Annotated in this window: 24 protein-coding genes; 18 read left to right on the plus strand and 6 right to left on the minus strand. The window is 68.7% G+C overall.

Going from position 1 to position 26,321, the window contains the following annotated elements:
* Window positions 1-9: 9 nt before the first annotated feature.
* Window positions 10-672, minus strand: coding sequence for a translation initiation factor IF-3 (gene infC, locus KQ310_RS07555; RefSeq protein WP_311134718.1), 663 nt, complete (start codon window positions 670-672; stop codon window positions 10-12).
* A gap of 60 nt (window positions 673-732) precedes the next feature.
* On the minus strand, window positions 733-1,671 hold the full coding sequence (miaA, locus tag KQ310_RS07560) for a tRNA (adenosine(37)-N6)-dimethylallyltransferase MiaA (protein ID WP_259721155.1): 939 nt from the start codon (window positions 1,669-1,671) through the stop codon (window positions 733-735).
* A gap of 186 nt (window positions 1,672-1,857) precedes the next feature.
* Between miaA and gyrB the strand changes: the two genes are divergently transcribed.
* The 3 genes from gyrB (at window position 1,858) to KQ310_RS07575 (ending at window position 4,952) form a co-directional block, all read left to right on the plus strand.
* The gene (gene gyrB, locus KQ310_RS07565) at window positions 1,858-3,816 is read left to right on the plus strand and encodes a DNA topoisomerase (ATP-hydrolyzing) subunit B (protein ID WP_259721156.1); all 1,959 of its coding nucleotides are present in this window, start codon (window positions 1,858-1,860) and stop codon (window positions 3,814-3,816) included.
* Between the two features lie 364 nt (window positions 3,817-4,180).
* Entirely contained in the window at window positions 4,181-4,546 is a 366-nt protein-coding gene (gene crcB, locus KQ310_RS07570; RefSeq protein WP_259721157.1) for a fluoride efflux transporter CrcB, read from the plus strand.
* A complete protein-coding gene (locus tag KQ310_RS07575; protein WP_259721158.1) occupies window positions 4,539-4,952 on the plus strand; it encodes a CrcB family protein in 414 nt (137 codons plus the stop codon). The genes crcB and KQ310_RS07575 overlap by 8 nt, the downstream gene beginning before the upstream one ends.
* Window position 4,953: 1 nt before the next feature.
* Here the strand turns inward: KQ310_RS07575 and KQ310_RS07580 are convergent, their stop codons facing one another.
* Complete coding sequence (locus tag KQ310_RS07580; protein WP_311134720.1) at window positions 4,954-5,433, minus strand: glutathione peroxidase; 480 nt, start codon at window positions 5,431-5,433, stop codon at window positions 4,954-4,956.
* Between the two features lie 82 nt (window positions 5,434-5,515).
* Here KQ310_RS07580 and mgtE point away from each other — a divergent pair, with 82 nt between their 5' ends.
* Both mgtE and KQ310_RS07590 read left to right on the plus strand, forming a co-directional pair.
* A complete protein-coding gene (mgtE, locus tag KQ310_RS07585; protein ID WP_259721159.1) occupies window positions 5,516-6,925 on the plus strand; it encodes a magnesium transporter in 1,410 nt (469 codons plus the stop codon).
* A 171-nt stretch (window positions 6,926-7,096) separates the two neighbouring features.
* Window positions 7,097-8,083, plus strand: a complete 987-nt coding sequence (locus KQ310_RS07590) for an RpoD/SigA family RNA polymerase sigma factor (RefSeq protein ID WP_311134722.1) — start codon at window positions 7,097-7,099, stop codon at window positions 8,081-8,083.
* A 2-nt stretch (window positions 8,084-8,085) separates the two neighbouring features.
* On the opposite strand, the gene KQ310_RS07595 is transcribed toward KQ310_RS07590, so the two are convergent.
* On the minus strand, window positions 8,086-9,486 hold the full coding sequence (locus KQ310_RS07595) for a glutamine synthetase family protein (protein ID WP_259721160.1): 1,401 nt from the start codon (window positions 9,484-9,486) through the stop codon (window positions 8,086-8,088).
* Between the two features lie 77 nt (window positions 9,487-9,563).
* Between KQ310_RS07595 and KQ310_RS07600 the strand changes: the two genes are divergently transcribed.
* The 6 genes from KQ310_RS07600 to KQ310_RS07625 all read left to right on the plus strand — a co-directional run bounded on the left by KQ310_RS07600 (window position 9,564) and on the right by KQ310_RS07625 (window position 17,247).
* Complete coding sequence (locus KQ310_RS07600) at window positions 9,564-10,196, plus strand: cysteine hydrolase family protein (RefSeq protein WP_259721161.1); 633 nt, start codon at window positions 9,564-9,566, stop codon at window positions 10,194-10,196.
* Between the two features lie 116 nt (window positions 10,197-10,312).
* Window positions 10,313-12,379, plus strand: coding sequence for a glycosyltransferase family 39 protein (locus KQ310_RS07605; RefSeq protein ID WP_259721162.1), 2,067 nt, complete (start codon window positions 10,313-10,315; stop codon window positions 12,377-12,379).
* 119 nt (window positions 12,380-12,498) lie between these two features.
* Entirely contained in the window at window positions 12,499-14,199 is a 1,701-nt protein-coding gene (locus tag KQ310_RS07610; RefSeq protein WP_259721163.1) for a glycosyltransferase family 39 protein, read from the plus strand.
* A 43-nt stretch (window positions 14,200-14,242) separates the two neighbouring features.
* A complete protein-coding gene (locus tag KQ310_RS07615) occupies window positions 14,243-14,980 on the plus strand; it encodes a 2OG-Fe(II) oxygenase family protein (protein WP_259721186.1) in 738 nt (245 codons plus the stop codon).
* Window positions 14,934-16,178 (plus strand): 8-oxo-dGTP diphosphatase MutT, encoded by a 1,245-nt coding sequence (gene mutT, locus KQ310_RS07620; RefSeq protein WP_259721164.1) that lies wholly within the window; start codon window positions 14,934-14,936, stop codon window positions 16,176-16,178. The genes KQ310_RS07615 and mutT overlap by 47 nt, the downstream gene beginning before the upstream one ends.
* A gap of 49 nt (window positions 16,179-16,227) precedes the next feature.
* Entirely contained in the window at window positions 16,228-17,247 is a 1,020-nt protein-coding gene (locus KQ310_RS07625; RefSeq protein ID WP_259721165.1) for a carbohydrate kinase, read from the plus strand.
* Here the strand turns inward: KQ310_RS07625 and tsaE are convergent.
* Window positions 17,244-17,699, minus strand: coding sequence for a tRNA (adenosine(37)-N6)-threonylcarbamoyltransferase complex ATPase subunit type 1 TsaE (tsaE, locus tag KQ310_RS07630; protein ID WP_259721166.1), 456 nt, complete (start codon window positions 17,697-17,699; stop codon window positions 17,244-17,246). The genes KQ310_RS07625 and tsaE overlap by 4 nt on opposite strands.
* Before the next feature lie 140 nt (window positions 17,700-17,839).
* Here tsaE and ahcY point away from each other — a divergent pair, with 140 nt between their 5' ends.
* Window positions 17,840-19,267 (plus strand): adenosylhomocysteinase, encoded by a 1,428-nt coding sequence (gene ahcY / locus KQ310_RS07635; RefSeq protein WP_259721167.1) that lies wholly within the window; start codon window positions 17,840-17,842, stop codon window positions 19,265-19,267.
* Window positions 19,268-19,325: 58 nt separating this feature from the next.
* On the opposite strand, the gene KQ310_RS07640 is transcribed toward ahcY, so the two are convergent.
* Window positions 19,326-19,718 (minus strand): single-stranded DNA-binding protein, encoded by a 393-nt coding sequence (locus KQ310_RS07640; protein ID WP_259721168.1) that lies wholly within the window; start codon window positions 19,716-19,718, stop codon window positions 19,326-19,328.
* Between the two features lie 171 nt (window positions 19,719-19,889).
* Here KQ310_RS07640 and KQ310_RS07645 point away from each other — a divergent pair, with 171 nt between their 5' ends.
* From KQ310_RS07645 to lysS, 6 genes are all read left to right on the plus strand, one after another.
* Window positions 19,890-20,936: a rod shape-determining protein gene (locus KQ310_RS07645; protein ID WP_259721169.1), complete on the plus strand. Its 1,047-nt coding sequence runs from the start codon at window positions 19,890-19,892 to the stop codon at window positions 20,934-20,936.
* A 5-nt stretch (window positions 20,937-20,941) separates the two neighbouring features.
* Entirely contained in the window at window positions 20,942-21,688 is a 747-nt protein-coding gene (gene mreC, locus KQ310_RS07650; protein ID WP_259721170.1) for a rod shape-determining protein MreC, read from the plus strand.
* On the plus strand, window positions 21,688-22,317 hold the full coding sequence (locus tag KQ310_RS15860; RefSeq protein ID WP_311134721.1) for a rod shape-determining protein MreD: 630 nt from the start codon (window positions 21,688-21,690) through the stop codon (window positions 22,315-22,317). Before mreC ends, KQ310_RS15860 begins: the two co-directional genes overlap by 1 nt.
* Before the next feature lie 10 nt (window positions 22,318-22,327).
* Window positions 22,328-23,710: an extracellular solute-binding protein gene (locus KQ310_RS07660; RefSeq protein ID WP_399237896.1), complete on the plus strand. Its 1,383-nt coding sequence runs from the start codon at window positions 22,328-22,330 to the stop codon at window positions 23,708-23,710.
* Between the two features lie 213 nt (window positions 23,711-23,923).
* Window positions 23,924-24,679, plus strand: coding sequence for a response regulator transcription factor RpaB (rpaB, locus tag KQ310_RS07665; protein ID WP_259721171.1), 756 nt, complete (start codon window positions 23,924-23,926; stop codon window positions 24,677-24,679).
* Between the two features lie 58 nt (window positions 24,680-24,737).
* A complete protein-coding gene (gene lysS / locus KQ310_RS07670; RefSeq protein ID WP_399237898.1) occupies window positions 24,738-26,300 on the plus strand; it encodes a lysine--tRNA ligase in 1,563 nt (520 codons plus the stop codon).
* Window positions 26,301-26,321: the final 21 nt, after the last annotated feature.

Raw genomic sequence — 26,321 nt, forward strand, 5'->3', positions numbered from 1 at the left:
TCAGGGGTTTCAGCCGGCGGTGGCTTGCACCCTGGATTCGATCACCCTGGCTTCCGTCTTCTCGGGCTTGCTGATCTCCGCCTTCGGTTTGGGGCTGGCGCCGCCGCCGCCCGTCTTGGCGACGGCCTGCTTGCGCGGCGTCAGGAACATGATCATGTTGCGGCCCTCCCGCTTGGGAGACTGCTGGATCTCGGCCATTTCCTCCAGGTCTTTGGCCATCCGGAACAGCAACTGCTCCGCCAGGGCGGTGTGCTGGATCTCGCGGCCGCGGAAGATCACCGTGCACTTGACCTTGTCGCCGGCCTTGAGGAACCGCAGGGCCTGACCGATCCGCACTTGGTAGTCGTGCGAATCGATCTTGTAACGCATCTTGACCTCTTTGACTTCGGTCTGATGCGATTTCTTCTTGGCTTCCTTGGCCTTTTTTTCCTGCTCGAATTTGAACTTGCCGTAGTCCATGATCCGGCAGACCGGAGGATCGGCCTTCTCGCTCACCAGCACCAGATCCAGTTCCCGATCCACGGCCACCGCCAGGGCCGCCTCCCGCGTGATCACCCCCAGCTGACTGCCGTCGGCATCGACCACCCTCAGATTGGGGTAATTGATCCGGTCGTTGATGTTGGGCAGCTCCCGGACGGGAGCACGGCGGTCAAAACGGGGACGGGGAGGCATTCAGAGGGGCGAAGGTTTGCTGGCTTGGACACCTGAGGACAGCTCAGGGTCTGCAGGCCTTCACCTTAGAACGGCCGCGATCGTCTGTCTGGCCTGTTGCGGGAGATCACCAGCCTGATCGGCTTGGCCCAGCCAGTGGGGCTGGTGCTGGCGCCGGAACCAGGTGTGCTGCCGCTTGGCGAACTGACGGGTGCGTTGCTCGGTGAGGGCGCGGGCCTCCGCCTCGCTCAGGCTGCCCTGCAGCAGGCTGCGCGCCTCGCCATAGCCGATCGTGTCCAGCAGGGGCAGAGTGCTGCCGTAGCGCCCGATCAGCCGTTCGGTTTCGCTCACCAGACCGGCCTCGTAGATCAGGCCGGTGCGGCGGGCGATGCGCTGATGCAGGTCGGCCGGATTGAGGCCCAGTTCCAGCACGCGCCAGGGGGGTGGGTTGCGGCTCTGCTGGCTGGCGAGGGGCCGGCCACTGGCGTAGAGCACCTCCAGGGCGCGCTGGGTGCGCACCGCGTCGGCCGGGGCGATGCGGGCTGCGGCCTCCGGATCGGCCTGGCTCAGGAGCTGGTGGCAGGTGGGCTGGCCCAGGGCGGTGAGCTGGGCCCGCAGGGCGGGCTGGGGCGGCACCCGCGGCGGTTCCAGCCCCTGGGTGAGGGCCTGGAGATAGAGGCCGCTGCCCCCCACCAGCAGGGCCACGCCGCGGCGGGCGTGCTCCTGGGCGATGGCCTCCAGGGCCAGAACGCGGAACTCCTGCAGGTTGATCGGTTGGTCGGGGCGCCGCAGATCGAGCAGCTCATGGCGCACCCGCCGCCGCTGCTCCGCTGTGGGCTTGGCGGTGCCCAGGTCCATCTCGGCATAGAGCTGGCGCGAATCCACCGACAGCACGGCCAGATCGAAGTGTTCGGCCAGCTCAATCGCCAGGTCTGTCTTGCCGCTGGCGGTGGGGCCGAGCAGCACGATCACCAGGGGGCGTGGGTCCCCGGCGGCGGCACCGGCGGGCGCGAGGGGCACGGCGGAAGTGGGCAACCAGGGTCACTCTGCATCCCTGGTTCAAATCGGACCGCAGAAGCGGCTGAGAGCCCCTGCAGGAAGCCGGTGATAGATTGCCTGCCGCGGCAAGGCCTGAGCAGGGCTTCCGCGCCTTTCTGCCCCGGGATCTCGCCGTCCTGTGCCCACTCCCTGGGGACACCCAACCGCATGAGCGACGCCACCAAAGTCCAGGCCGCCTACGGCGCCGAGCAGATCCAGGTGCTGGAAGGCCTGGAGCCGGTGCGCAAGCGGCCGGGTATGTACATCGGTACCACCGGTCCGCGGGGCCTGCACCACCTTGTCTATGAGGTGGTGGATAACTCGGTCGATGAGGCCCTGGCTGGGCACTGCACCGAGATCCTGGTGGTGCTGCATGAGGATGGCTCCTGCGCGGTGACCGACAACGGCCGCGGCATCCCAACCGATATCCATCCCCGCACCGGCAAGAGTGCCCTGGAAACGGTGCTCACCGTGCTCCACGCCGGCGGCAAGTTCGGCTCCGGTGGTTACAAGGTGTCCGGCGGCCTGCACGGCGTTGGCGTGTCGGTGGTGAACGCCCTGAGTGAATGGGTGGAAGTGACGGTGTTTCGCCAGAATCAGGTGCACCGCCAACGCTTCGAGCGCGGCAACCCGATCGGTTCGCTCCGGTCCGAGCCCGGCGAGGAAGGCCGCACCGGCACCTCGGTGCGTTTTCTTCCCGACCTGCAGATCTTCTCCACCGGCATCGTCTTCGACTACGCCACCCTGTCGGCTCGTCTGCGGGAGCTGGCCTACCTCAACGGCGGCGTGCGGATTGTCTTCCGAGACGAGCGGGCCACGGCCCGGGGCGCAGACGATGCCGCCCATGAGGAAATTTACTTCTACGAAGGCGGCATCAAGGAGTACGTCGCTTACATGAATGCCGGCAAGGATCCGCTCCATCCCGACATCATTTACGTCAACGCTGAAAAGGAAGGCGTTCAGGTTGAAGCGGCCCTGCAGTGGTGCGTGGATGCCTACTCCGACAGCATCCTCGGCTTCGCCAACAACATCCGCACCGTTGATGGGGGCACCCACATCGAGGGCCTCAAGACGGTGCTGACCCGCACCCTCAACACCTTTGCCAAGAAGCGCGGCAAACGCAAGGATGCCGACGCCAACCTCGCCGGGGAGAACATCCGCGAGGGGCTCACGGCCGTGTTGTCTGTCAAGGTGCCCGAACCCGAATTCGAGGGCCAGACCAAGACCAAGCTCGGCAACACCGAGGTGCGCGGCATTGTCGATTCTCTGGTGGGCGAGCAGCTGAGCCAATACCTGGAATTTCATCCCGCCGTGATCGATCTGATCCTGGAGAAGGCGATCCAGGCCTTCAATGCCGCCGAGGCGGCCCGGCGGGCTCGCGAGTTGGTGCGGCGCAAGAGCGTGCTCGAGAGCTCCACCCTGCCCGGCAAGCTGGCCGACTGCTCCACCCGCGATCCGAGCGAATCGGAGATCTATATCGTTGAGGGGGATTCAGCTGGTGGCTCGGCCAAGCAGGGCCGCGACCGCCGATTCCAGGCGATCCTGCCGCTGCGGGGCAAGATCCTCAACATCGAGAAGACCGACGACGCCAAGATCTACAAAAACACCGAAATCCAGGCCCTGATCACGGCGCTGGGGCTCGGCATCAAAGGCGAAGACTTCGACGAAAAGAATCTGCGCTATCACCGGATCGTGATCATGACCGACGCCGATGTAGACGGCGCCCACATCCGCACCTTGCTGCTGACCTTCTTCTACCGCTATCAGAAGGCGCTGGTCGAGGGTGGTTATATCTACATTGCTTGCCCGCCACTCTACAAGGTGGAACGGGGCAAGAAGCATTCCTATTGTTATAACGAAGCCGACCTCAGGAAGACCATTGATGGTTTTGGTGAGAAGGCCAATTACACGATCCAGCGCTTCAAGGGCCTCGGCGAGATGATGCCCAAGCAGCTCTGGGAAACCACCATGGACCCCGTCACGCGCACGATGAAGCGGGTGGAGATCGAAGATACCCTCGAAGCCGATCGCATCTTCACCATCCTGATGGGCGACAAGGTGGCCCCGCGCCGCGAATTCATCGAAACCCACAGCGCCGAGCTGGATCTCGCCCAGCTCGATATCTGAATGGGCGCTGACATCATCCATCCCCCTGCATCTTCAGGTTGGCGTTGGTCTGTGTTGCTGGGCTTCGCCCTGATTGCTCCGGTGGGCTTGCCGGCGGGAGGAGCTGAGCGCAGTGTGCCCGCCGTGCGACGGCGTCAGCTGGATGAACCTTTGGTGTCGTCTTCGGTACTGTCGCTGCGCATTGCCCCTGAGCGGAGTGCACCGGCCCTGGCCACGGTGGCCGTGGGTCAACCCCTGCACGTGCTGAGGATCTGGTCGGGCTCGGGTGGGCGGCGATGGTTGCGTGTCAGGAGCGGATCGGCTTGTGGCTGGTTGACAGACGTTGGCTGCGGTGAACGAGCCTGAGCCTCCTCGTCGCCTGCTGATGCGAGACGCCCTGCTGGTGGCCCTTGGGGCGGTGCCCGGAGCCTGGCTGCGTTTCCGGCTGGTGAACCACTTCCAGCCCCTGGTGCCGCGGCGTCATTGGGGCACCTTCGGGGTCAATGTGGTGGCCTGCTTCGTGCTGGGTCTGCTCACTGCCCTGGACGCGCGCTGCGGGCCGGCGGGGCCACGGCTGGCTTTGCTGCTGACCGTGGGCTTTCTGGGAAGTCTCAGTACCTTTTCCAGCTTCAGCGTTGAACTGCTGCAGGCCTTGCAGTCCGGCCAGGCGCGGCAGGCGTTGCTGCTGGCGGCCGCCTCGCTGCTGGCCGGTCTGGCAGCGGTGGCCCTGGGTCTGGTGATCGGTGGCTGATCCCGACCTGCTGCGCCGCCGCCGGCTTCGCTTCGCCCTGCGGGAACTGGCGCTGGTGGGGGTGGGGGCGGTGCCCGGAGCCTGGTTGCGCTGGCAGGCGGGGCTGCAGCTGGGTCCGTGGCTGGGGGGGACGGCCTGGACCAACGTCCTGGTCAACCTGGTGGGCTCCTTCCTGCTGGGCCTGCTGAGCGGACCGATCCCGCGGCGCACCACTCTGCTGCTGGCTCTGGGGGTCGGCTTCTGCGGAGCCCTCACCACCTTCAGCAGCTGGATGCTCGACCTGGTGCGGCTGTTGCAGACGGCTCAGCCCAGGCTTGCCCTGCTGCTGTTGCTCGGGAGCCTGGCCGGCGGCGTGGCGGCCGCCGCTCTGGGACTGGCCACCAGCCGCCGCCTCTGGCGCGCCTGACTCAGGCCGCCAGGGCCGTCTCGACCGCGGCGGTGAGTTCAGCGGCATCCGGTTCAACGTTGCTCTTGAAGCGGGCCAGCACAGTGCCGTCCTTGCCGATCAGGAACTTCTCGAAGTTCCAGGCCACATCACCGGCGGGTTCGGCCTGGGTGAGGGTGGTGTAGGGCTCGGTCTTGGCGCCGGTGGCGTGCACCTTGTCGAACAGCTCGAAGCTGGCGCCGTAGGTGGTGGAACAGAACTGCTGGATCTCGGGCAGGCTGCCGGGCTCCTGGGCGCCAAAGTCGTTACAGGGGAAGCCCAGGACGGCAAACCCCTGAGCCCCGTACTGCTCCTGCAGGGCCTGGAGACCGGCGTACTGGCGCGTGAAGCCGCAGCGGCTGGCCACATTCACGATCAGCAGCACCTGGCCGTTCCACTCGCTCAGGCTCCGCTCAGCGCCGTTGGCGGTGCGTACCGTCACATCCTTCACAGTGATCGCCATGGCTGGGTCTGAACTCGGCAGGAATCGAGGCGGACGCTAGCGGCTAGCCCCATACACTCGATGCACCGGCGCCCTCCGCTCCATGAACGAGGCCAGCGGAACGGTCACCACCACGTTGGCCAACGGCACTCCGCTGGCCGACGTGGTCTCGCAGCAGTTGCTGCGCCTGCTGGAGGCTGGCAACTACGACGCCGTCAAGCTGTTGCTGCAGCCGGTGCAGGAGGTGGATGCGGCCGAGGCGATCGGGCTGCTGCCGCAGACCCTGCAGGCCCTGGCCTTTCGCCTGCTGCCCAAGGACGAAGCGATCGAGGTGTACGAGTACCTCGATCCGAGCGTGCAGCAGAGCCTGCTGGAGCGCCTGCGCTCCAGCGAGGTGCTGGAGCTTGTGGAGGAGATGTCGCCCGATGATCGGGTGCGGCTGTTCGACGAACTGCCGGCCAAGGTGGTGCGCCGCCTGCTGGTGGAACTGAGCCCGGCCGAACGGCGTGTCACCGCTCAGCTGCTGGGCTATGAGCCGGAAACGGCCGGTCGTCTGATGACGACCGAATTCATCGATCTCAAGGAATTCCACAGCGCCGCTCAGGCGCTCAACATCGTGCGTCGCCGCGCCCGCGACACCGAGACCGTCTACAGCCTCTATGTGACCGACGCCTCGCGGCACCTCACCGGCATCCTGTCGCTGCGGGATCTGGTGACGGCCGATCCCGACGACCGCATCGGCGATGTGATGACCCGCGATGTGGTGAGCGTCTCCACCGAGACCAACCAGGAGGAGGTGGCCCGGGCGATCCAGCGCTACGACTTTCTGGCCGTGCCGGTGGTGGACCGCGAACAGCGGCTGGTGGGGATCGTCACGGTCGACGACGTGATCGACGTGATCCAGCAGGAGGCCACCCGGGACCTCTACGCCGCCGGCGCCGTGCAGGCGGGCGATGAGGACGACTACTTCCAGAGCAACCTGTTCACCGTGGCCCGTCGCCGCGTGGTGTGGTTGTCGGTGCTGGTGGTGGCCAATGGCTTCACCTCCGAAGTGATTGCCATGCAGGGGAAGGTGCTCCACCAAGTGGTGCTGCTGGCAGCCTTCATCCCGCTGCTGATCGGCACCGGCGGCAACGTGGGGGCCCAGAGCTCCACCGTGGTGATCCGGGGCCTCAGCACGCAGCGCATTCAGAGCCTGGGGCCCTGGCGCACGATTGTCCGCGAAGGCATTGCCGGCGCCTTGCTTGGTCTGCTGATGCTGGTGGTGGTGGTGCCCTGGGCCTGGTGGCGGGGCGAGGGACCGCTGGTGGGTCTGTCGGTGGGGATCAGCCTGCTGGCAATCACCACCCTGGCCGCCACGGCGGGCGCGGCCCTGCCGCTGTTGTTCGATCGACTGAAGCTGGATCCGGCCCTGATGTCGGCCCCTTTCATCACCACCGCCACCGACGTGGCCGGCGTGTTCATCTACCTGCAGACCGCGTCCTGGCTGCTGAGCTGGATGGGCCAGGGCTGAGCGGGTTGACGGTGCTGCCTGATCGGGCCTGGGCGGTTTTTGCTCCGATCCGACCGGCAGCTCCGACCTTTTCTGAGAGGAGTTCACAGTTCTTCAGGTTATGCTGACCAGATCGTGAAGTTCTGTGCCGTGGCCGTAGCCCTCTCGCTCGAAAACGCCCCGGCTTCCAGGGTGGTGCCCTTGCCCGGCGGTCGTCCTGCCTCTCGCCCCGCTCCGGTCGATGGCGATCTGGTGCGCTCCTACCTGCGCGACATCGGCCGGGTGCCGCTGCTCACCCATGAGCAGGAGATCACCTTCGGCCGCCAGGTTCAGGAGTTGATGGCGCTCGAGGAGCTCGAGACCGATCTGGAGGGCAGCCTCGGCAGCAAGCCCAGCCAGTTGCAGCTCGCCGAGGCGGCGGGTCTGGATCCGGCTGTGCTGAAGCGGCGGCTGCACAACGGCCGCCGCGCCAAGGAGCGGATGGTGGCCGCCAACCTGCGCCTGGTGGTGAGTGTGGCGAAGAAGTACACCAAGCGGAACATGGAACTGCTGGATCTGATCCAGGAGGGCACGATCGGCCTGGTGCGCGGTGTCGAGAAATTCGACCCCACCCGCGGTTACAAGTTCTCCACCTACGCCTACTGGTGGATCCGCCAGGGGATCACCCGGGCGATTGCCGAGAAGAGCCGCACGATCCGCCTGCCGATCCACATCACCGAAACCCTCAACAAGCTCAAGAAGGGGCAGCGGGAGCTCAGCCAGGAGCTGGGCCGCACCCCCAGCGTCACCGAGCTGGCGGTGTTTGTCGAACTGCCGGAAGACGAGGTCAAGGACCTGCTCTGCCGTGCCCGCCAGCCCGTGAGCCTCGAGACCAAGGTGGGCGATGGCGAGGACACCGAACTGATCGACCTGCTGGCCGGCGATGGTGTGCTTCCTGAAGAGCTGGTGGATGGCGAGTGCCTGCGCGGTGACCTGCGGGCCCTGATCGATCGTCTGCCCGTCATCCAGGGCCGGGTGCTGAAGATGCGCTACGGCATCGATGTGGAGGAGCCGATGAGCCTCACCGGCATCGGACGGGTCCTGGGGATCAGCCGCGACCGGGTCCGCAATCTGGAGCGCGATGCCCTGGCCGGGCTGCGCCGCCTCAGTGAGGCGGTCGAGGACTACGTGGCCTGCTGAGCTCAGGCCTGGATTGGTGGCCACCAACAGGTGGTGGCGATCAGGTCCGCTTCCGAGAGCGTGGCGCTGCGGCGCAGCTCCGCCTCGCGGCTTTCGATCACCGTGCGATGCAGGGTCTCTCCCATCACGCCCGCGAGCAGGTTGTCTCGGCGGAGATGTTCCACGGCTTCGCTCAGCTGGCGAGGCAGCCGGGCTGGAGCGGCAGTGGTCTGATCAACCGACTGGCGGGCGGGATCGCCGGCCACGGGCGGTGGCAGAGGGGTGGGATGGTCAATCCCATGGGCCATCACCGCCATCAGGGCGCCCAGCAGCAGGTAGGGATTGGCCGCGGCATCCACCACCTTCAGCTCCAGGTGGCTGCTCTCCTCGGCGCTGCCCGGGATCAGCCGCAGGGCAGCTTCCCGGTTTTCCACCCCCCAGACATGGAAGGGTGCTGCCCAGCGCCCTGGCACCAGGCGCCGGTAGGAGATCGCCAGCGGGCAGGTGATCGCCAGCAGGGCTGGCAGCCGCTCCAGCAGCGCTGCCAGGGCGCCCTGGCCTGGGGTGGTGAGGCCGCCCGGGCCGTCGCCGCCGCTGAACAGGGGCACGCCGCCCTGTTCGAGGCTGAGATGCACGTGGCCGCCGTTACCCACCCGCTCCGACGACACCATCGGGCTGAAGGAGGCCCGCCAACCGAAACGGAGACTCACCCGCTGGATGATCAGCCGCGTGCAGACCAGCTGGTCGGCGGCCTGGAGCGGATCGGCCGCCGCCAGGGACAGTTCGAACTGGCTGGCGCCGTATTCCGGGTGGATCTGGAGCCAGGGCAGGCCGGCGGCGTCCAGGGCGGCGGTGATGGCGCTGAGGTAGTCGAGCCCCTCGATCAGGCGGTCGGCGCCATAGGGGCTGCCGCCGATCGTGGGGTTGAGGTAGCCGGCCACACCGGTGGGACTGCCCACCACCCACTCGATCTCGAACCCGGCGTTCACCGTTAGGCCCGCCGCTGCCGCCGCCTCGCTCTGGAGGCGGCAGAAACTGCGCTGGTCGGCCGCGTAGGGACTGCCGTCCTGCTCGAAGCGATCGCCGGCCAGCCAGCCCCAGCCGGCCTCCACATCCAGCAGCACCAGGCTGTCGAGATCCGGGATCAGCCGCAGGTCCCCATCCGGCCGGGCCAGGGACTGGAGGCCATCGATGCCGCCGGTGGCACCGAAGCCATCGGACACCGGCGAGAAGCCCACCCCACTGGCGGCCACCTGCGGCAGCCGGGCCAGGGGGATCCCTTTGACCAGGGGCAGGCCGCCGTGATTCACGAAGGTGATCGCCAGCTGGCGCAGGCCGCGTTGCTGCAGCTCCGGCAGCAGGCGCCTGGCGCGGGCCTCCGCATGCAGGGCGAGGCTCGGGTTGCGGCTCCCGGGGATGGCCATGGGCAGGCAGGCTGGAACGTTCAGGATGGCGCCGCCGCCCTGCGCTCGTCAGCCTGGGCTAAGCACCAACGCCAGTGATGGATCCCTCGCCCCTGCCTCCCAGGCCGCTGACTCCTGACCGTGCGCACACGACCGGCCAGAGGGCCCTGCTGCTGGTCGATCTGCAGAACGGCACCTGTGGGCCTGAGCTGGCAGCGCGGCGGCCGGCCTTCCTGGAGCGCTTCCAGGCCAGCACACTGCCGTGCGTGGAGCGGGCCCTGGCCCTGGCCCGGGAGCACCAGATCGAGGTGATTCACACGGTGATCGCCAACCTCACCCGCGATGGCCGCGACCGCAGCCTCGATTATCAGCGCTGCGGCATGGGCTTTGCGCCGGGCTCCAGGGAGGCGCAGGTGATTGCACCGCTCACCCCCGGCCCCGACGAGATCGTGCTGCCGAAGAGTTCCTCCTCCCCCTTCTCCTCCACGGTGCTCGACTATCTGCTGCGCAACCTCGGGGTGCGCGAGCTGATCGTGGCCGGTCTGCTCACGGATCAGTGCATTGATCACACCGTCAAGGACGCGGCCGATCGCGGCTACCAGGTGATCTGCCTGACGGATGCCTGCCAGGCGGAAACACCGGAGCGCCATGGGGCCGCCCTGGCCTGTTTCCAGGGCTACGGTCGCCAGTGCAGCGTGGCGGAGTGGGCGGTTTCGCTGGGGAAGGCTTGAAGCCAGAGTGAGGCGACCACGGACGCTTGGTTCTGGCTTCCTCCGTTTCGACCCCCCGGCCGCCGCTGCACCGCAGGGCCTGGTTCTGGTGGCTCATCCTGCTGGCGATTTGGCTGTTGGCGACGCTGTGGGATCGCAGCTGGCTCGCTGCCGATCGTTCCATCCCGGACTGGGATGAGGCCGACTACCTCAACAGCGCGGTGGACCACGGCCGGGCCCTTGGGCTGTTGCCCGGCGGTGGCTGGCCGGGCTGGGACGGGCTGCTGGATCTCTCCCCCAAGATTCCCCCCCTGGCCTCCCTGGTGAACGGCAGCGTCATGGCCCTGGTGGGGGATCGGCCGGATCAGGCGGTCGGCGGCCTGGCGGTGTGGCACGGCCTGTTGCTGGTGGTGGTGGCCTGCTGGGGGCGGCAGCTGGTGTCGCCCGGCTTCGGGCTGCTGGCCGCGGCCCTCACCGCCCTGCTGCCCGGCCTGGCCGAGCTGCGCCTGGTCTTCACCCTCGATCTGTCCCTGGCCGCCACCACGACTTTGGCGCTGTGGCTGCTGGGTCGCTGGCAGGCGCCCCAGGGTGGGCGGTGGCGTCAGAGCCTGCTGGCGGCCTTGGCGGTGGCCGCGGCGGTGCTGGTCAAGCAAAGCGCCCTGCTGGTGCTGCTCGGGCCCTGCTGCTGGGCGGCGTTGCGCGGATTGGGCCAGCCCGGCCGACGGCTGCAGGCGCTGGCGGCGCTGGCGCTGGTGCTGGCGGTCTGTATCCCCTGGCTGCACCACAACTGGATCACCACGATCGGTGGCACCAACCGGGCCGTGATCGAATCGGCGGCGGCGGAGGGGGATCCGGCCGTCTTCAGCCTGACCAGCCTGCTGTGGTACCCGCGGCTCTGGCCCCAGCAGCTGGGACTGCCCGTGCTGGCCATCGCCCTGATCGGTGGGCTGATCGGCCTGCTGCCCGTGCTGCGCGATCCCCAACGCCGTTGGGAACCCCTTCAGGCACTGCGGCGACCCGTGCTCCAGCTGCCGTTGGGCTGGCCCTGGCTGATCGGCTGCAGCCTCTCTGGCTGGGTGCTGATCACCCTCAGCCCCAACAAGGATCCCCGCTACATCGCGCCGCTGCTGCCGCTGCTGGCCCTGCTGCTGGCCCGTGGCTGGTGGAGCCTCGGCTTGGTCCTCAGACAGCGGGGCGGCGCGCGGCTGGCGGCCGCGGCTCTGGTCGCCGGCCTCGGCTCCACCGCCGCCGCCGTTGCCCAGCCGCGGGCAGACGCGATCGCCCGGCGCCAGGTGTCGCCGTTGCCGCAGGTGATGGCCACGCTCAACCGGATCCAGCCGGGCCAGCCGCTCACCCTGCTGGTGCTGCCCGGCGTCAGCGATCTCAACGACCACACCGCCACCTTCTACGGCCGTCTGCAGGGAGGCCAGGTGCTGGCCCGCAGCCTCGGCCGCAACCCCGCCGACCACGCGCTGGTGCTGCAGCGGGCCGAGTGGCTGCTGCTGGCCACGGGCGATCAGGGCCACCGCCGCGGCGTGGTGCGCCAGCTCAGCAGGCAGGTGCGCCAGGACGGTCGCTTCGAGCGGGTGGCGGAGTGGCCCTGGAGCAAGGGCCGCCAGGTGGAGCTGTGGCGCCGAACCCCGAGCGCACCGCCGGTGCCGCCCTTCGATCGCAGCTTCATCGCGATGGCGTCGGGACTTGCCGATGGACCGCAGGGGCTGGCGCGGGTGTTCGAGGCGATCGGGCCCCAGCACCAGCTCGATGCCCATTTCCTCTACCAGCGCCGGGTGGAGGACTGGGCGCGCCAGCGCCTTGGCCGCGATCCCAACGACACCGAGGCCCTCTGGAGCCTCACCCTGCTCGCGATCCTGCAGGAGCGGCCGCAACAGGCGGAGCAATGGCTGGCGCGGCTGGAGCGGCTGCTGCCGGATAACCCCTGGCCCGCCGCCTACCGCAGCGCCGTGTTGCTGATCGACTGGAAGCCCTGGCCAGCGGGCCAGGTGGCCCGCACCCATCCCCGCCACGACCAGGAGCCGGTCCTGCAGGGTCTCGCCGATCTGGCCGCTGTGCTGGGGGGCGATCTCACGGCGATCGGCTCGGCCCGCCGCACGTTGCCGCAGGCCTATGCCCACATTGATCAGGCCCTCAAGGCCCCTCCAGGCAAGGCTCAATCGGCCGGCGCACCCCCCGGCCAGAAGCCATGAGCGTGTTCGAGCGCTTTGCTGCTGCTGCCCGCCGTGACGGTGGGGGCCTGAGTGGAATTGGCCGTGGTGGCCTTGCCCGTGGCGCAGTTGGGCGTGGAGATGGTGGCCGGATCCCTCTCTTGCTTGGCCTTCTCCTGCTCTGGGGTGTGGCGGTGCTGCTGGCCCTGGTGGGCCTGGGCAACCTGCCCTTGCGCGACTGGGACGAGGGCATCGTGGCCCGGGTGGCCCTGGAGCTGAGCCAGGCCCCCCGCTACGGCGATCTGTTGCCCACCTACTGGGGCGAGCCCTACGCCAACAAGGCCCCGGGGCTGCATCTGCTGATCGCCCAGGCGGTGCAGCTCTGGCGCCTGTTGCCTGGCCAGGCTGCGGTCTCCAGCCTGCCTCCCGAATGGGTGGTGCGGCTGGTGCCGGCCCTGCTGTCCACCCTGGTGGTGCCCCTGGCGGGCCTGATCCAGTGGCAGTTGCGGCCGGGCCAGCGCCGTGCCGCCCTGGCCACGGCACTGATCCTGCTGTGCCTGTTGCCGGTGGCGCGCCATGGCCGCCTCGCCATGCTCGATGGCACCCAGCTCTCGGCCACGGCGCTGCTGTGGTGGAGCCTGTTGCAGGTGCGTGCGCCGCAGCGGCGGCTCTGGCGCTGGAGCGCCATCGCCGGCCTGGCCGGCAGCGCCCAGGTGCTGCTCAAGGCGCCACTGCTGCTGCCGGTGCTGGCGGTGGGGCTTCTGGCTCTGGCCTGCGATGGCGCCATGGACTGGCGCCGCTGGCGGGTGCTCGGCACTGGTCTGCTGCTGGGGCTGCTGCCTGGGCTGGGCTGGCATCTCTGGCATGCCCTGGCCCAGGGCAGTGCCGCCGCCTGGATGTGGTTCGGCGACGGGGCAGGGCGGGTTCTGCTCTCGGCCGGTGAAGGCAGCGATCTGGGTTGGCGTGTTCCCTTCACCGAGGTGCTCGAGGGCGGCTGGCCCTGGTTGCCGCTCTGGCCCTTCGCCATGGGGCTGGCCTGGCGCGAGCGTCATCGCGCCGCTGGCCGCTGGTTGCTGGTGCTGCAGCTGGGAATGGCGGCCACGGTGCTACCCCTGCGCACCCAGCTGCCCTGGTACAGCCATCCCCTCTGGCTGCCCTTCGCCCTGGTCTGCGGGCCGCTGCTGGCCTGGCTGATCGATCCGGCCGGTCAGCCCGTGGCGCCGCCGCTGCGCAGCGTGGTGCGTCGCATCCCCCTGCTCTGGATGGTGCTCGGGATGGCCGGCCTGTTGCTGGCCCTGGCCTCGGCCATCCCCCCGGCACTGCTGCCGCCAGGCTGGCCTTCGGCGGAAGCGCTGGCGCCCAATCGGATGATTCTGCTGGCCATGGGTGGAGGCTGGAGCCTGGGTGGCGCTCTGCTGCTGCGGGCCCGTGCCCCTGGGGGCCGCAGCCTGGGTGTCGCCGTGGTTGGGGCTGGGTCCGTGCTGGCCCTGCTGGTCCTGTTCTGCAGCCCGTTCTGGCTGTGGGAACTGAATGAAGCCTGGCCGGTGCGGCCGGTGGCGGCGCTGTTGCAGCGCCATCAGGTTGAGGCCGCCGGGATGTGGCGCCAGGATGCGCGCCCCAGCCTCAACTGGTACGCGGGCTTGCCGGTGCGTCGGCTGGCGAAGGCCCGGGATCTGCCGGCTGCCGGGCCCGGCGGCGGCGCCTGGGTGCTCAGCCAGGACGGCACCGCTTCTCCCGCCTGGGCCTGCCGGCCTGTCGACGTAGCCGGCGGCTGGCAGTTGCTGCGCTGTCGATCCAGCGACGACGCTGGCAAGGGTCGGCGCCACCCGCAGCGAGCCGAAGGCCAGGGGCATGGCCGTTAGGGTCCGTTCAGCTGATCAGGGCCGGGTGGCCAACGACCTGTCGATGGAGGTGCAGAGCCTCTTCCCCCGCTATCTGCTCAAAGGCCGCCTGGCCGATTCCCAGCTCACCGGCCTGCTGCAGCTGGCTGAGCAGGTGCTGGCCGATCCGCGAGGCACCACCGATGCCTCGGTGAAGCTGGCCGGCCAGCTGGCCCTGCAGCGCGAGCTGGGTCCCCACTTCCCGGCCGTGGCTGAGCTCTGCGCCGATGTGATCCTGCCCGCCTGCGACCGCTGGATCAGCCATGTGATGGACCAGCAGCCGCCCCAGGGCCGCGGGCCCTGGATTCCTGGGCGCTATGGGCTGCAGATGATCGATGTGTGGCTGAACGTGCAGCGCGCCGGCGACTACAACCCCACGCACACCCACGGGGGCAGCTTCTCGGGAGTGCTCTTCCTGAAGGTGCCCCCCCAGATCACTAGCGAGCGCTTCGATGGTCAGCTCTGCTTCCACGGTCCGGAGGAGTGGCACATCCAGAGCTTCCGCACCGGCATGGCCCACTACGTGCTGCCTGTGCCCGGTGAGTTCTACGTGTTTCCCGCCTGGCAGCCCCATTCAGTGGCCCCCTTCCGCGGCGAGGGGGAGCGCTGGTCGATGGCCTTCAACGTGGTGGCGGTGCCCCGGCCGGTGAATCAGCCTGGTGCCGCTGGCTTGGGTGTCGCTGCGCCAGGCAGGGCTGACCAGGCGCCGCCGGCGAATGTATCGCTCTCGATCGCCCGACCCCGGCCCGGTGGTTTCGGCTGACGCCTCCAGCGCTCCGGCGTGGGTGGAGGCCGATGCCGCTGACCTTCGCCGCTCCCTGCTGACCTGGTGGGAGATCAACGGCCGCCATGCCATTCCCTGGAAGCTCAGCTCCGAGGGCCGGCCGCTGGCTGATGGCGAGCAGGGGTGTGCCCTGCGCGCCTGGGTGGCCGAGGTGATGCTGCAGCAGACGCAGCTGCGCGTCGTGCTGCCCTACTGGCACCGCTGGATGGCGGCGTTCCCCACCCTGGAGGCCCTGGCCGCCGCCGAGGAGCACGACGTGCTGTTGCTCTGGCAGGGGCTCGGGTATTACTCCCGCGCCCGCCGGTTGCACCAGGGCGCACGGCAGCTGCTGGCCTCTGCCGCCGGTGGCGGCGGCAGAGGTACTGGCCGTGACGAAGGCGGTGACGGGCTGAAGTCCGACCCCTTCCCCCGCACGCTCGAGGGCTGGTTGGTGCTGCCGGGGATCGGCCGCAGCACTGCCGGCAGCATCCTGTCGTCGGCCTTTGATCGGCCCTTCGCGATCCTCGATGGCAATGTCCAGCGGGTGCTGGCGCGGCTGCTGGCGAGTCCGCGGCCACCGGCGCGGCAGCTGGCCGGGTTCTGGCGGTTCAGTGAGGCCCTGCTCGATCCGCAGCGGCCCCGGGCGTTCAACCAGGCTCTGATGGATCTCGGCGCCACCGTCTGTACCCCCCGTCAACCGAGCTGCGGCGCCTGTCCCTGGCAGGGGAACTGCGCTGCCTACGCTGCCGGCGACCCCGCCCGCTATCCCGTGAAGGATGCCGCCAGACCTCTGCCGTTCCAGGTGATCGGCGTGGGGGTGGTGCTCGACCCCACCGGCCGGGTGCTGATCGACCAGCGGCTCAACGAGGGCCTGCTGGGAGGTCTGTGGGAGTTCCCCGGCGGTAAGCAGGAGCCTGGGGAGGCGATCGGCTCCACCATCGCCCGCGAGGTGGGCGAGGAGCTGGCGATCACGGTGGAGGTGGGCGAGGAGCTGATCAGCCTCGAGCACGCCTACAGCCACAAGCGGCTGCGCTTCGTGGTGCATCTCTGCCGCTGGCTGAGTGGAGAGCCGCAGCCGCTGGCCTCCCAGCAGGTGCGCTGGGTGGAGCCCTCCGAACTGAAGGACTACCCCTTTCCGGCCGCCAATGCCCGCATCATCGCGGCGTTGCTGGAACGGTTGGGCCGGGCCGTCGCCTGACGGACCCGCGCTGGAGGAGCACGCTGAAGGGAACGCCGTGCCATTGACGATGGATTCCCTGCCGCAGGTGCTCTGTTTCGGCGAGGCCCTGGTGGATCGGCTGGGGCCGTCGGGTGGGGACCCCGCCACCGATCCAGGCTGCGATGACCGGCTCGGCGGGGCTCCGGCCAATGTGGCCTGTGCCCTGGCGCGGCTGGGCACGCCGGTGGCGTTTCTGGGTCGGCTCGGCCGCGATCCGATCGGTGAGGCCTTCGCGAGCCTGCTGGCCGAACGGGGCGTGAATGGGGTGGCGCTGCAGTGGGATCCGCAGCGGCCCAGCCGCATCGTGCTGGTGCGCCGTGATCCCTCTGGCGAGCGCAGTTTCGGCGGTTTCGCCGGGGATCGGGGCGAGGGATTCGCCGACCAGGCGATCGCGGCGGCCGAGCTTGATGAGGCCATTGACCCGCTGTTGGCGGCTGGCTCGGCAGCGGGCCCGGCCTGGTTGCTGATCGGCACCATTCCCCTGGCCAGTCCCTTGGCGGCTGCTGCCCTGGAGTGCGCCCTGGCACGGGCGGTGGCCCGCAGCCTGCGGATCGCCCTGGATGTGAACTGGCGACCCACCTTCTGGGGTGTGGCGGCGGCGGACCCTCCGTCTGCGCAGGTGCTGGAGCGGATCCGGCCGCTGTTGGCGCGGGCCGATCTGCTCAAGCTGGCGGCTGAGGAAGCCGAGTGGCTGTTCGCGAGCCGCGATCCGGCGGCGATCGCCGCAGCCTTGCCCCAGGCTCCGGCGGTGGTGGTCACCGATGGCGGCGCCCCGCTGCGCTGGCACTGCGCTGGCATCTCCGGCAGCCTTGACCCCTACGAGGTGGCGGTGGTGGACAGCACCGGAGCCGGCGACGCCTTCCTGGCGGGGCTGCTCCATCGCCTCTGCCTTCAGCCCGACCTGCTCGACAGTCCCTCGCCCGATGCCCTCACGGCGGCGATGCGCTTTGCCAACGCCTGTGGCGCGCTGGTGTGCGGCGGCGCCGGTGCGATCGACCCGCAGCCCTCAGCCGAGGCGGTGCAGCGCTTTCTGGAGGCGTGGGCCTAAGGGGCGATCAGCCGGGCGATCCGCCCCTGCTGGGGCTCGGCTGGATCGGCCAGTTCCAGCTGCAGCCGCCAGGCCTCGGCCGGCAGCTGGCTGAGCCGTTCCGGCCATTCCACCGCCAGCAGGGCCCCCAGGGATCGGGCTTCTTCCTCCTCCTGGGCGAACAGTTCATCGGCCGCCGCCGGCTGGTCCAGCCGGTAGAGATCCAGATGAACGAGGGCTGTGGCGCCGCCCTCTCCATGGCCGGCGTAGTGCTGCGCCAGGGCGAAGGTGGGGCTGGTGATCGGCTCGCTGATGCCGAGCCCTTCGGCCAGGCCCTGCACCAGGGAGGTCTTGCCGGCCCCCAACTCCCCCTGCAGCAGCAGGATCGGTGCGGTGGCCGCCAGCTGCCAGGCCAGGGCGCGGCCGAGGGCGCGGGTGGCGGCCAGATCACGCAGCAGAACCGGGTCGCGCATGGCAGGGGCCTGGGCTCTCGAGAGGCTTGAGGATCGCTGTAGATTCGCGTCTTCGCGAGCCCGAAGCCTCGGCGTCTCCGCAGATATTTCCAACCCACGCCCTCCCAGCCGGGAGTGAGCTGTTTCCAGGAGAACAACCCATGGTGGCAACGCCCACGGCAGCTGTGCTGCAGTCCACGTCGACCTACGTGATCGCTGACATCGGCCTGGCCGATTTCGGTCGCAAGGAGATCGCGATCGCCGAAACCGAGATGCCGGGCCTGATGGCTCTGCGCGCCAAGTTCGGCGCCGAGCAGCCCCTGGCGGGTGCCCGCATCGCGGGGTCCCTGCACATGACGATCCAGACGGCCGTTCTGATCGAAACCCTGGTGGCCCTTGGCGCCGATGTGCGCTGGGCCAGCTGCAACATCTTCTCCACCCAGGATCACGCCGCCGCCGCCATTGCGGCCTCCGGTGTGCCGGTGTTTGCCTACAAGGGTGAGACCCTGGATGAGTACTGGGCCTTCACCCACCGCATCCTCGAGTGGAGCGATGGTGGCACCCCCAACATGATCCTCGACGACGGTGGCGATGCCACCGGCCTGGTGGTGCTCGGCACCAAGGCCGAACAGGATCCCTCCGTTCTCGAGAACCCCTCCAACGAAGAGGAAACGGCCCTCTTCAACGCGATTCGCCAGAAGCTGGCCGCCCAGCCCGGCTTCTACTCCCGCATCTACGCCAACATCCAGGGCGTGACCGAGGAGACCACCACCGGTGTGGCCCGCCTCTACCAGATGCAGAAAAGCGGTGAGCTGCCCTTCCCGGCGATCAACGTCAACGATTCGGTCACCAAGAGCAAGTTCGACAACCTCTATGGCTGCCGCGAGTCGCTGGTGGATTCCATCAAGCGTGCCACCGATGTGATGGTGGCCGGCAAGGTGGCTCTGGTGCTCGGCTACGGCGATGTGGGCAAGGGCTCGGCCCAGTCGCTGCGGGGCCTCGGCGCCACGGTGATGATCGCTGAGATCGATCCGATCTGCGCCCTGCAGGCGGCGATGGAGGGCTACCGCGTCGTGCGGCTCAACGACGTCGTGCGCGATGTGGACATCTTCGTGACGGCCACCGGCAACTTCAAGGTGATCCGGCACGAGCACCTGATCCAGATGAAGGATCAGGCAATCGTGTGCAACATCGGCCATTTCGACAACGAGATCGATGTCGCTTCGCTGAAGCAGTACCCCTGGGACAACATCAAGCCCCAGGTGGATCACATCGTGCTGCCCAGCGGCAACAAGATCATCCTGCTGGCCGAGGGCCGTCTGGTGAATCTGGGCTGCGCCACCGGCCACCCCAGCTTCGTGATGAGCAACTCCTTCACCAACCAGGTGCTGGCCCAGATCGAGCTGTTCACCAAGGCTGATCAGTACGGCAAGGAGGTCTACGTGCTGCCCAAGCACCTCGACGAGATGGTGGCTCGCCTCCACCTCGAGAAGATCGGCGCCAAGCTCACCGAGCTCACCTCCGAGCAGGCCGCCTACATCAACGTGCCGGTTGCAGGCCCCTACAAGCTCGAGCACTACCGCTACTGAGCTCCGGCCTTAAGCCCCAGCCAGGGGGAGACCACCGTCTCCCCCGCTCGCGCTCAGATCAGAAGGGCACTTCCTCCTCACTGGGAGCGCCGCCGCCATAGTTGCCGCCACCGCTGAAGCCACCGGCCTCGGCGTCGCGCTTGGAGCCGAGCAGCTCAAGCCGGTCGACCCGTACCACCGGCTTGCTGCGCTCCTCGCCGGTGGCCTTGTCGGTCCAGCGGTCGAGCTTGAAGCTGCCAATGATGCCGAGCAGGGATCCCTTGCGGACGTAATCGGCCGCCACCTGGGCCTGCTTGCCCCAGATCTCAAGGTTGAACCAATCGGGTTCGTCGTCGCGGCTGCGGCGGTTCACCGCCAGGGTGAGGTTGGCGACGACGGTGCCGGATTCGAAGTAGCGCACTTCGGGATCGCGGCCTGCCCGGCCGACGAGGGTGATGGAATTGACGCTCATGGCGCTGCTCCTGCTGGATCGTGTTGGGTCAATGATGCGGCACCCCTCGGTCAGGCTCCGGGGCCTCCACCTCCTTTCAGTGCCACCCCCGTCTCATCGGGCCAGGGCGGCTTCCCGCTGGGGGCCGTCAAACGGCCCACCTATGATTTTTTGACGCCCCTGACCTCTCCCGTGTTTTTCCGACGTTTCCAGTTCTCCCGCGATATCGGCATCGATCTGGGAACGGCCAACACCCTCATGTACGTGTCCGGCAAGGGCATCGTGCTCCAGGAACCCTCCGTGGTGGCGCTCGATCTGGAGCGCAACGTGCCCCTGGCCGTGGGGAATGAAGCCAAGATGATGCTGGGCCGCACCCCTGGCAACATCCGTGCCGTCAGGCCCCTGCGGGACGGGGTGATTGCGGACTTCGACGCCGCCGAGCAGATGATCAAGACCTTCATCCAGAAGGGCAATGAAGGCCGCGGCATCGTGGCGCCCCGTCTGGTGATCGGCATCCCCAGTGGCGTCACCGGTGTGGAGCGCCGTGCCGTGCGCGAAGCCGGCCTGGCCGGTGCCCGGGAAGTGCACCTGATTGATGAGCCCGTGGCGGCGGCGATCGGTGCCGGCCTGCCGGTGACCGAGCCCGTCGGCACCATGGTGGTGGACATCGGCGGTGGCACCACCGAAGTGGCGGTGCTGAGCCTGGGCGGCACGGTGCTGAGCGAGTCGGTGCGGGTGGCCGGCGATGAACTCAGCGATGCGATCGGCACCTACCTCAAGAAGGTCCACAACCTCGTGGTGGGCGAGCGCACCGCCGAAGACATCAAGATCCGGATCGGCTCCGCCTTCCCCGACGACGAGCACGACGAGACCTCCATGGACGTGCGGGGTCTGCACCTGCTCTCCGGCCTGCCCCGCACGATCAACGTACGCGCCGGCGACATCCGCGAGGCCATGGCCGAGCCGCTCAATGTGATCGTCGAGGCGGTGAAGCGCACCCTGGAGCGCACGCCTCCTGAACTGGCCGCCGACATCGTCGATCGCGGCATCATGCTCGCTGGTGGTGGTGCCCTGGTGCGGGGCATCAGCGAGCTGATCAGCCACGAGACCGGCATCCTCACCCACGTGGCTGAGGAGCCTCTGCTGTGCGTGGTCAATGGCTGCGGCATGGTCCTGGAGGACTACAAACGGCTGGAGCGGGTGCTCGACACCCCTGACTTCGCCCGCGCCACGGTCTGATGCCGATGCCGGCCCTGCGCTGGCCCCGGCTTCCCTCGCTCCGCCTGATTCAGCAAGCCTCCCCCTGGCTGCTGCTGTTTCTGGCCCTCGGTGCGATCCGGTTCAGCAAGGGGGCCTTCCTCAACGATCTCTATGCCCTGCTCAGCCGTCCCTTCTGGCCCGGTACGGCCCAGGAGGAGTGGCTGCGTTCGGCTCAGCAGCTTGACGATCAGGCTCGGCTGGGTCAGCTGGAGCAGGACAACAAGAGGTTGCGGGGCCTGCTGGATCTGCAGCGCGGCGCTGAGCAGCGCATCACCGCCCCGGTGATCTCCCGCGAAGCGGCGGGCTGGTGGCAGCAGCTCCTGCTGGGCCGCGGCTCCCTGGCGGGCCTCCATGCCGGCGATGCGGTGCTGGCGCCCGGTGGGCTGATCGGCCGCATCACCCAGGTCACCCCCACTACCGCCAGCGTCACCCTGCTCACCGATCCCCACAGCCACGTGGGCGTCTGGGTGGGGCGAACCCAGCGCCATGGGCTGCTCACCGGGGTCGGCACCAGCCGTCCGGTGCTGCGCTTCCTCGAGAAAGACCCCCAGGTGCGTCCTGGCGACGTGGTGGTGTCCTCCCCCGCCAGCACCCTGGTGCCGCCCAACCTGACGGTGGGGGTGATCCAGTCGGTCGACGACAAGGCGGTGCCTGCTCCTGAGGCAGTGGTGCAGCTCAGCGCCCCGGTGGATGCGGTGGACTGGGTTCAGGTGGTGACCCGCACGCCCTGATGGCCCGTCTTCATCAACAGCGCTGGTGTGTGGCCACGGCTCTGCTGGTTCCCTGGCTCAGTCTCGCCTCGCCCAGCCTGGTGAAGGTCGCGGGCGTGTCCCCGAGCTGGGCGGTGCTCTGGCTGTTGCCCTGGGCCCTGGTGGACGGTCCGGTGTCTGGAGCGCTGGCGGGCCTGGGCCTGGCTCTGCTGCTCGATGGTCTTCATCCCGGCTCGCTCAGCCAGATTCCGGCCCTGGTGCTGCTGGGCTGGTGGTGGGGGCGGATCGGTCGCCGCGGCCGGCCGATCGAGCGCAGCTTCAATCTCGGCCTGCTGGCCCTGCTGGGGAGCCTGGCCCTCAATGGCACCCTCTGGCTTCAGCTCGCCCTGCTGGCCTGGCGCGGCGGCCGGACCTCCGGGTTGGCCGGAGACTCTGCCCCCACCCAGGTGGCCGCCGGAATGGAGGTCGGCGCCGACCTCGGGGTCGATCCCGGCCTGTTCGCCACCCCGGGCTGGCATCTGAGCGACCTGCTGGCGGCGGGGCTGCATACGCTGCTGGCCCAGACCCTGATCACCGCATTGCTGGCCCCCATGCTGTGTTCGCTGTTGCTGCTGCTCTGGCGGCAGCAGTCCTCCACCCTGCGGGGCTGAGTTGATCGAGATGCCCGCTGCCCCCCGCCCAGAGCCGATGCGTCCACTGGCGCCGCGCCCACTCCGGCGCTGGCGGCGGCGGGCGCTGCTGCGCCGCTTCAGCGTGGGAGCCAGCCTCGCTCTTGCTGCCGCCCTGGGGCTGGCCGCCTGCAGGCCCGCCCAACCGCCGGAGCCGGAGATCCAGTTCTGGACCCTGGATCTGGCGCCCCGCTTCAACGACCACATCCGCGGTGTGATCGCCGCCTGGGAGCAGCGGAATCCAGGCGTGCGGGTGCGCTGGACCGACCTGCCCTGGAGTTCGGTGGAGCGCAAGCTGCTCGCTGCTGTGTTCGCCCGCACCGCGCCGGACGTGGTGAACCTCAATCCGCTCTTCGCCGCCAACCTGGCCAGCAAGGGGGGCCTGCTGCCCCTCGATCCCCTGCTGCCGCCGGATGCGGCCCAGACCTATCTGCCCAAGGTCTGGAAGGCCGGCCAGCTGCCTGGCCCCGGCGGCCCGCCCAGCCAGTTCGCCGTGCCCTGGTATCTCACGGCCCGGATCACCCTGGCCAATCGGGATCTTCTGACCAAGGCCGGCTACAGCCGCCCGCCGCTGCGTTGGCAGGACGTGCCGGCCTACGCCGAGGCGGTGAAACGCCGCACCGGTCGCTACGCCCTGTTCGTGACCGTGGTGCCGGACGACTCGGCCGAGTTGCTCGAATCCCTGGTCCAGATGGATGTCCGCCTGCTGGACGGGCGCCAGCGGGCGGCCTTCAACAGCCCGGCGGGCCGCCGCGCCTTCGCCTTCTGGACCGACCTCTACCGTCGCGGCCTGCTGCCGCGGGAGGTGGTGAGCCAGGGCTACCGCCGTGCGATCGAGCTCTACCAGAGCGGGGAGCTGGCCCAGGTGGCCAGTGGCGCCGAGTTCCTGCGCAGCATCCAGACCAACGCCCCTGGCATTGCGGCGGTCACGGCTCCGTTCCCGCCGCTCACCGGTGCCGGCGGCGAGGCCAACGTGGCCGTGATGAACCTGGCGGTGCCGCGCCAGAGCCGCTTGCCGAAGCAGGCCCTCAGCTTCGCCCTCTTCCTCACGAACGCCACCAACCAGCTGGCCTTCGCCGAGCAGGCACGGGTGCTGCCCTCAGCGACGGGCGCTCTGGAGCAGCTGGAGGCGGCGCTGGAGCGGGAGCGGCCCCAGGGCCGACCTGACCAGCTGGTGCGGCAGGCTCGCATGCTCTCCGCCGAAACCCTGGGCCAGGCGCGGGTGTTGGTGCCGGCCAGCCCTGGCGTCAAGCGGCTCCAGGCGATCCTTTACACCCAGCTGCAGCGGGCGATGCTGGGGCAGATGGGCAGCGATCAGGCCCTTGCGGCGGCGGAGCAGGAGTGGAACCGCTACGCCGAGGCCCGCTGGCCCTGAGACGCAGCTGAATCACCCAGGCGAAGTTCCGTAGAAATCCTTAAACCTCAGCCAAATCACCGGATTGGCCCCTTCCGCTGGCGCCAGTGGGGGAAAGTGAGCAGGTAGGGTTGCGATTCTTCACTCTGATCGTGGCCCATGCCGGTGGAGCTTCAGCCTCAGCAGCGACCGCAGCAGGCTGATGGCTTGCCTGGGGGGAGTTCCGATCAGGAGATGCCATCGGATTCCAGGGCCACCCTCCTGGTGGTGGACGACGAAGCTGCTGTGCGACGGGTGCTGGTGATGCGCCTGCAGATCGCTGGCTATCGGGTGGTCTGCGCCGAGGACGGCGAGGAGGCCCTGGCCCTGTTCCACCAGGAGCAACCCGACCTGGTGGTGCTCGATGTGATGCTGCCCAAGCTGGATGGCTTCGCGGTCTGCCGCCGTCTGCGGGCGGAATCCTGCGTGCCGATCATCTTTCTTTCGGCCCTCGATGCCATCGCCGAGCGGGTCGCCGGCCTCGATCTGGGGGCTGACGATTACCTGCCCAAGCCCTTCAGCCCCAAGGAGCTCGAGGCCCGCATCGCCACGATCCTGCGCCGGGTGGGCCGCGGTTCGGCCGGCAGTGAACCCCGCGATGTTCCGGTGGGCAGCGGTGTGATGCGGCTGGGCGATCTGGTGGTGGATACCAACCGCCGCCAGGTGACCCGCGATGGTGAGCGCATCGCTCTGACCTACACCGAATTCAGCCTGCTGGAGCTGCTGTTCCGCGAGCCTGGCCGGGTGGTGCCACGGGCCGAGATCCTCGAGCAGCTCTGGGGTTACCCGCCGCGCCGCGCCGCCGACCTGCGCGTCGTGGATGTCTACGTGGCACGCCTGCGGGGCAAGCTGGAGCCTGATCCGCGCAACCCCGAGCTGATCCTGACGGTGCGGGGCACCGGATACGCCTCCCAGCGCATGGGTGACGCCAGCCTGGCTGCTGCAGGCTGACTCCGAAGATCCAGACCGCCGAAGATTCAGGCCATGGCCTGACCTTCGATCCTGCAGGATGGGGCCCCATCAAAGAGCCCTCAGACCCTTGTCGGAGCTGCGCGAGACCCGCCTGGAGAAAGCCCGGACCCTAGCTGCGCTGGGCCAGGGTCCCTACGCCCTGCGCTTCGAGCCCAGCCACAGCACCGCCGAGCTCCAGGCCGCCCATGCCGATCTGCCCAAGGGCGAAGAGCGCGACCTCAGCGTTGCGATTGCAGGTCGGGTGATGACCCGTCGGGTGATGGGCAAGCTCGCCTTCTTCACCCTGGCTGATCAGAGCGGCCCGATCCAGCTGTACCTGGAGAAAGCCACACTTGATGCGGCATCTCCTGATTCGCCGCCGCCTGGGGCCTTTGCCCACCTCACTTCCCTGGTCGATGCCGGTGACCTGATCGGTGTGGAGGGCAGCCTGCGCCGCACCGACCGGGGCGAGCTCTCGGTGAAGGTGAAGAGCTGGTCGATGCTGAGCAAGAGCCTTCAGCCGCTGCCGGACAAGTGGCACGGCCTGGCCGATGTGGAGAAGCGCTACCGGCAGCGCTACCTCGATCTGATCGTGTCGCCCCACACCCGCGAGACCTTCCGGCGTCGTGCCCTGGCGGTGAGTGCCATGCGCCGCTGGCTGGATGAGCGGGATTTCCTGGAGATCGAGACACCGGTGCTGCAGAGCCAGCCCGGCGGTGCCGATGCCCGGCCGTTCGAGACCCACCACAACACCCTCGATCTGCCGCTGACCCTGCGCATCGCCACCGAGCTGCACCTCAAACGGCTGGTGGTGGGCGGCTTCGAGCGGGTCTACGAGCTGGGCCGCATCTTCCGCAACGAGGGGGTAAGCACCCGCCACAACCCCGAGTTCACGTCGGTGGAGGTCTACCAGGCCTACGCCGACTACACCGACATGATGGAGCTCACCGAGCAGCTGATCGCCCACGTCTGTCAGCAGGTGTGCGGCACCACCGCGATCAGCTACCAGGGCACCGCGATTGATCTGACGCCGCCCTGGCGCCGCGCCACCATGCATGCGCTGGTGCAGGACGCCACCGGGCTCGACTTCACCACCTTCTCCACGCGGGAGCAGGCCGCCGCCGCCATGGAAAGCCAGGGACTGGTGGCGCCGGCCCTGGCCGATTCCGTCGGCCGGCTGCTGGTGGAGGCCTTCGAGCAGCGGGTGGAGGAGAGCCTGATCCAGCCCACCTTCGTGCTCGATTACCCCGTCGAGAATTCACCCCTGGCACGCGCCCACCGCAGCAAACCGGGGATGGTGGAGCGGTTTGAGCTGTTCATCGTGGGGCGCGAGACCGCCAACGCCTTCAGCGAACTGATCGACCCGGTCGATCAGCGCCAGCGCCTCGAGGCCCAGCAGGAGCGCAAGGCGGCCGGCGACCTGGAGGCCCAGGGTGTGGATGAGGATTTTCTGCAGGCCCTCGAGGTGGGCATGCCTCCCACCGGCGGTCTTGGTATCGGCATCGACCGGCTGGTGATGCTGCTCACGGACAGCCCCTCGATCCGCGACGTGATCGCCTTTCCGTTGCTGCGGCCGGAGCAGCGGGCGGAGACCCGCCCAGAGCAGGGCGGTGAGGGCTGAAGGGCGCAATGGGATAATCCC

Origin of the sequence: Synechococcus sp. CS-1328 (genome assembly GCF_025128095.1) — a bacterium.
Classification (GTDB): Bacteria; Cyanobacteriota; Cyanobacteriia; order PCC-6307; family Cyanobiaceae; genus CBW1002.

What these genes read in the sequence shown, in the direction of transcription:
- infC (WP_311134718.1), bottom strand. Translation starts at nt 672, where the DNA reads ATGCCTCCCCGTCCCCGTTTTGACCGCCGTGCTCCCGTCCGGGAGCTG.
- gyrB (WP_259721156.1), top strand. Translation starts at nt 1,858, where the DNA reads ATGAGCGACGCCACCAAAGTCCAGGCCGCCTACGGCGCCGAGCAGATC.
- crcB (WP_259721157.1), top strand. Translation starts at nt 4,181, where the DNA reads ATGCGAGACGCCCTGCTGGTGGCCCTTGGGGCGGTGCCCGGAGCCTGG.
- KQ310_RS07580 (WP_311134720.1), bottom strand. Translation starts at nt 5,433, where the DNA reads ATGGCGATCACTGTGAAGGATGTGACGGTACGCACCGCCAACGGCGCT.
- mgtE (WP_259721159.1), top strand. Translation starts at nt 5,516, where the DNA reads ATGAACGAGGCCAGCGGAACGGTCACCACCACGTTGGCCAACGGCACT.
- KQ310_RS07595 (WP_259721160.1), bottom strand. Translation starts at nt 9,486, where the DNA reads ATGGCCATCCCCGGGAGCCGCAACCCGAGCCTCGCCCTGCATGCGGAG.
- KQ310_RS07600 (WP_259721161.1), top strand. Translation starts at nt 9,564, where the DNA reads ATGGATCCCTCGCCCCTGCCTCCCAGGCCGCTGACTCCTGACCGTGCG.
- KQ310_RS07615 (WP_259721186.1), top strand. Translation starts at nt 14,243, where the DNA reads ATGGAGGTGCAGAGCCTCTTCCCCCGCTATCTGCTCAAAGGCCGCCTG.
- mutT (WP_259721164.1), top strand. Translation starts at nt 14,934, where the DNA reads ATGTATCGCTCTCGATCGCCCGACCCCGGCCCGGTGGTTTCGGCTGAC.
- KQ310_RS07625 (WP_259721165.1), top strand. Translation starts at nt 16,228, where the DNA reads ATGGATTCCCTGCCGCAGGTGCTCTGTTTCGGCGAGGCCCTGGTGGAT.
- tsaE (WP_259721166.1), bottom strand. Translation starts at nt 17,699, where the DNA reads ATGCGCGACCCGGTTCTGCTGCGTGATCTGGCCGCCACCCGCGCCCTC.
- ahcY (WP_259721167.1), top strand. Translation starts at nt 17,840, where the DNA reads ATGGTGGCAACGCCCACGGCAGCTGTGCTGCAGTCCACGTCGACCTAC.
- KQ310_RS07640 (WP_259721168.1), bottom strand. Translation starts at nt 19,718, where the DNA reads ATGAGCGTCAATTCCATCACCCTCGTCGGCCGGGCAGGCCGCGATCCC.
- mreC (WP_259721170.1), top strand. Translation starts at nt 20,942, where the DNA reads ATGCCGGCCCTGCGCTGGCCCCGGCTTCCCTCGCTCCGCCTGATTCAG.
- KQ310_RS15860 (WP_311134721.1), top strand. Translation starts at nt 21,688, where the DNA reads ATGGCCCGTCTTCATCAACAGCGCTGGTGTGTGGCCACGGCTCTGCTG.
- KQ310_RS07660 (WP_399237896.1), top strand. Translation starts at nt 22,328, where the DNA reads ATGCCCGCTGCCCCCCGCCCAGAGCCGATGCGTCCACTGGCGCCGCGC.
- rpaB (WP_259721171.1), top strand. Translation starts at nt 23,924, where the DNA reads ATGCCATCGGATTCCAGGGCCACCCTCCTGGTGGTGGACGACGAAGCT.
- lysS (WP_399237898.1), top strand. Translation starts at nt 24,738, where the DNA reads ATGGGGCCCCATCAAAGAGCCCTCAGACCCTTGTCGGAGCTGCGCGAG.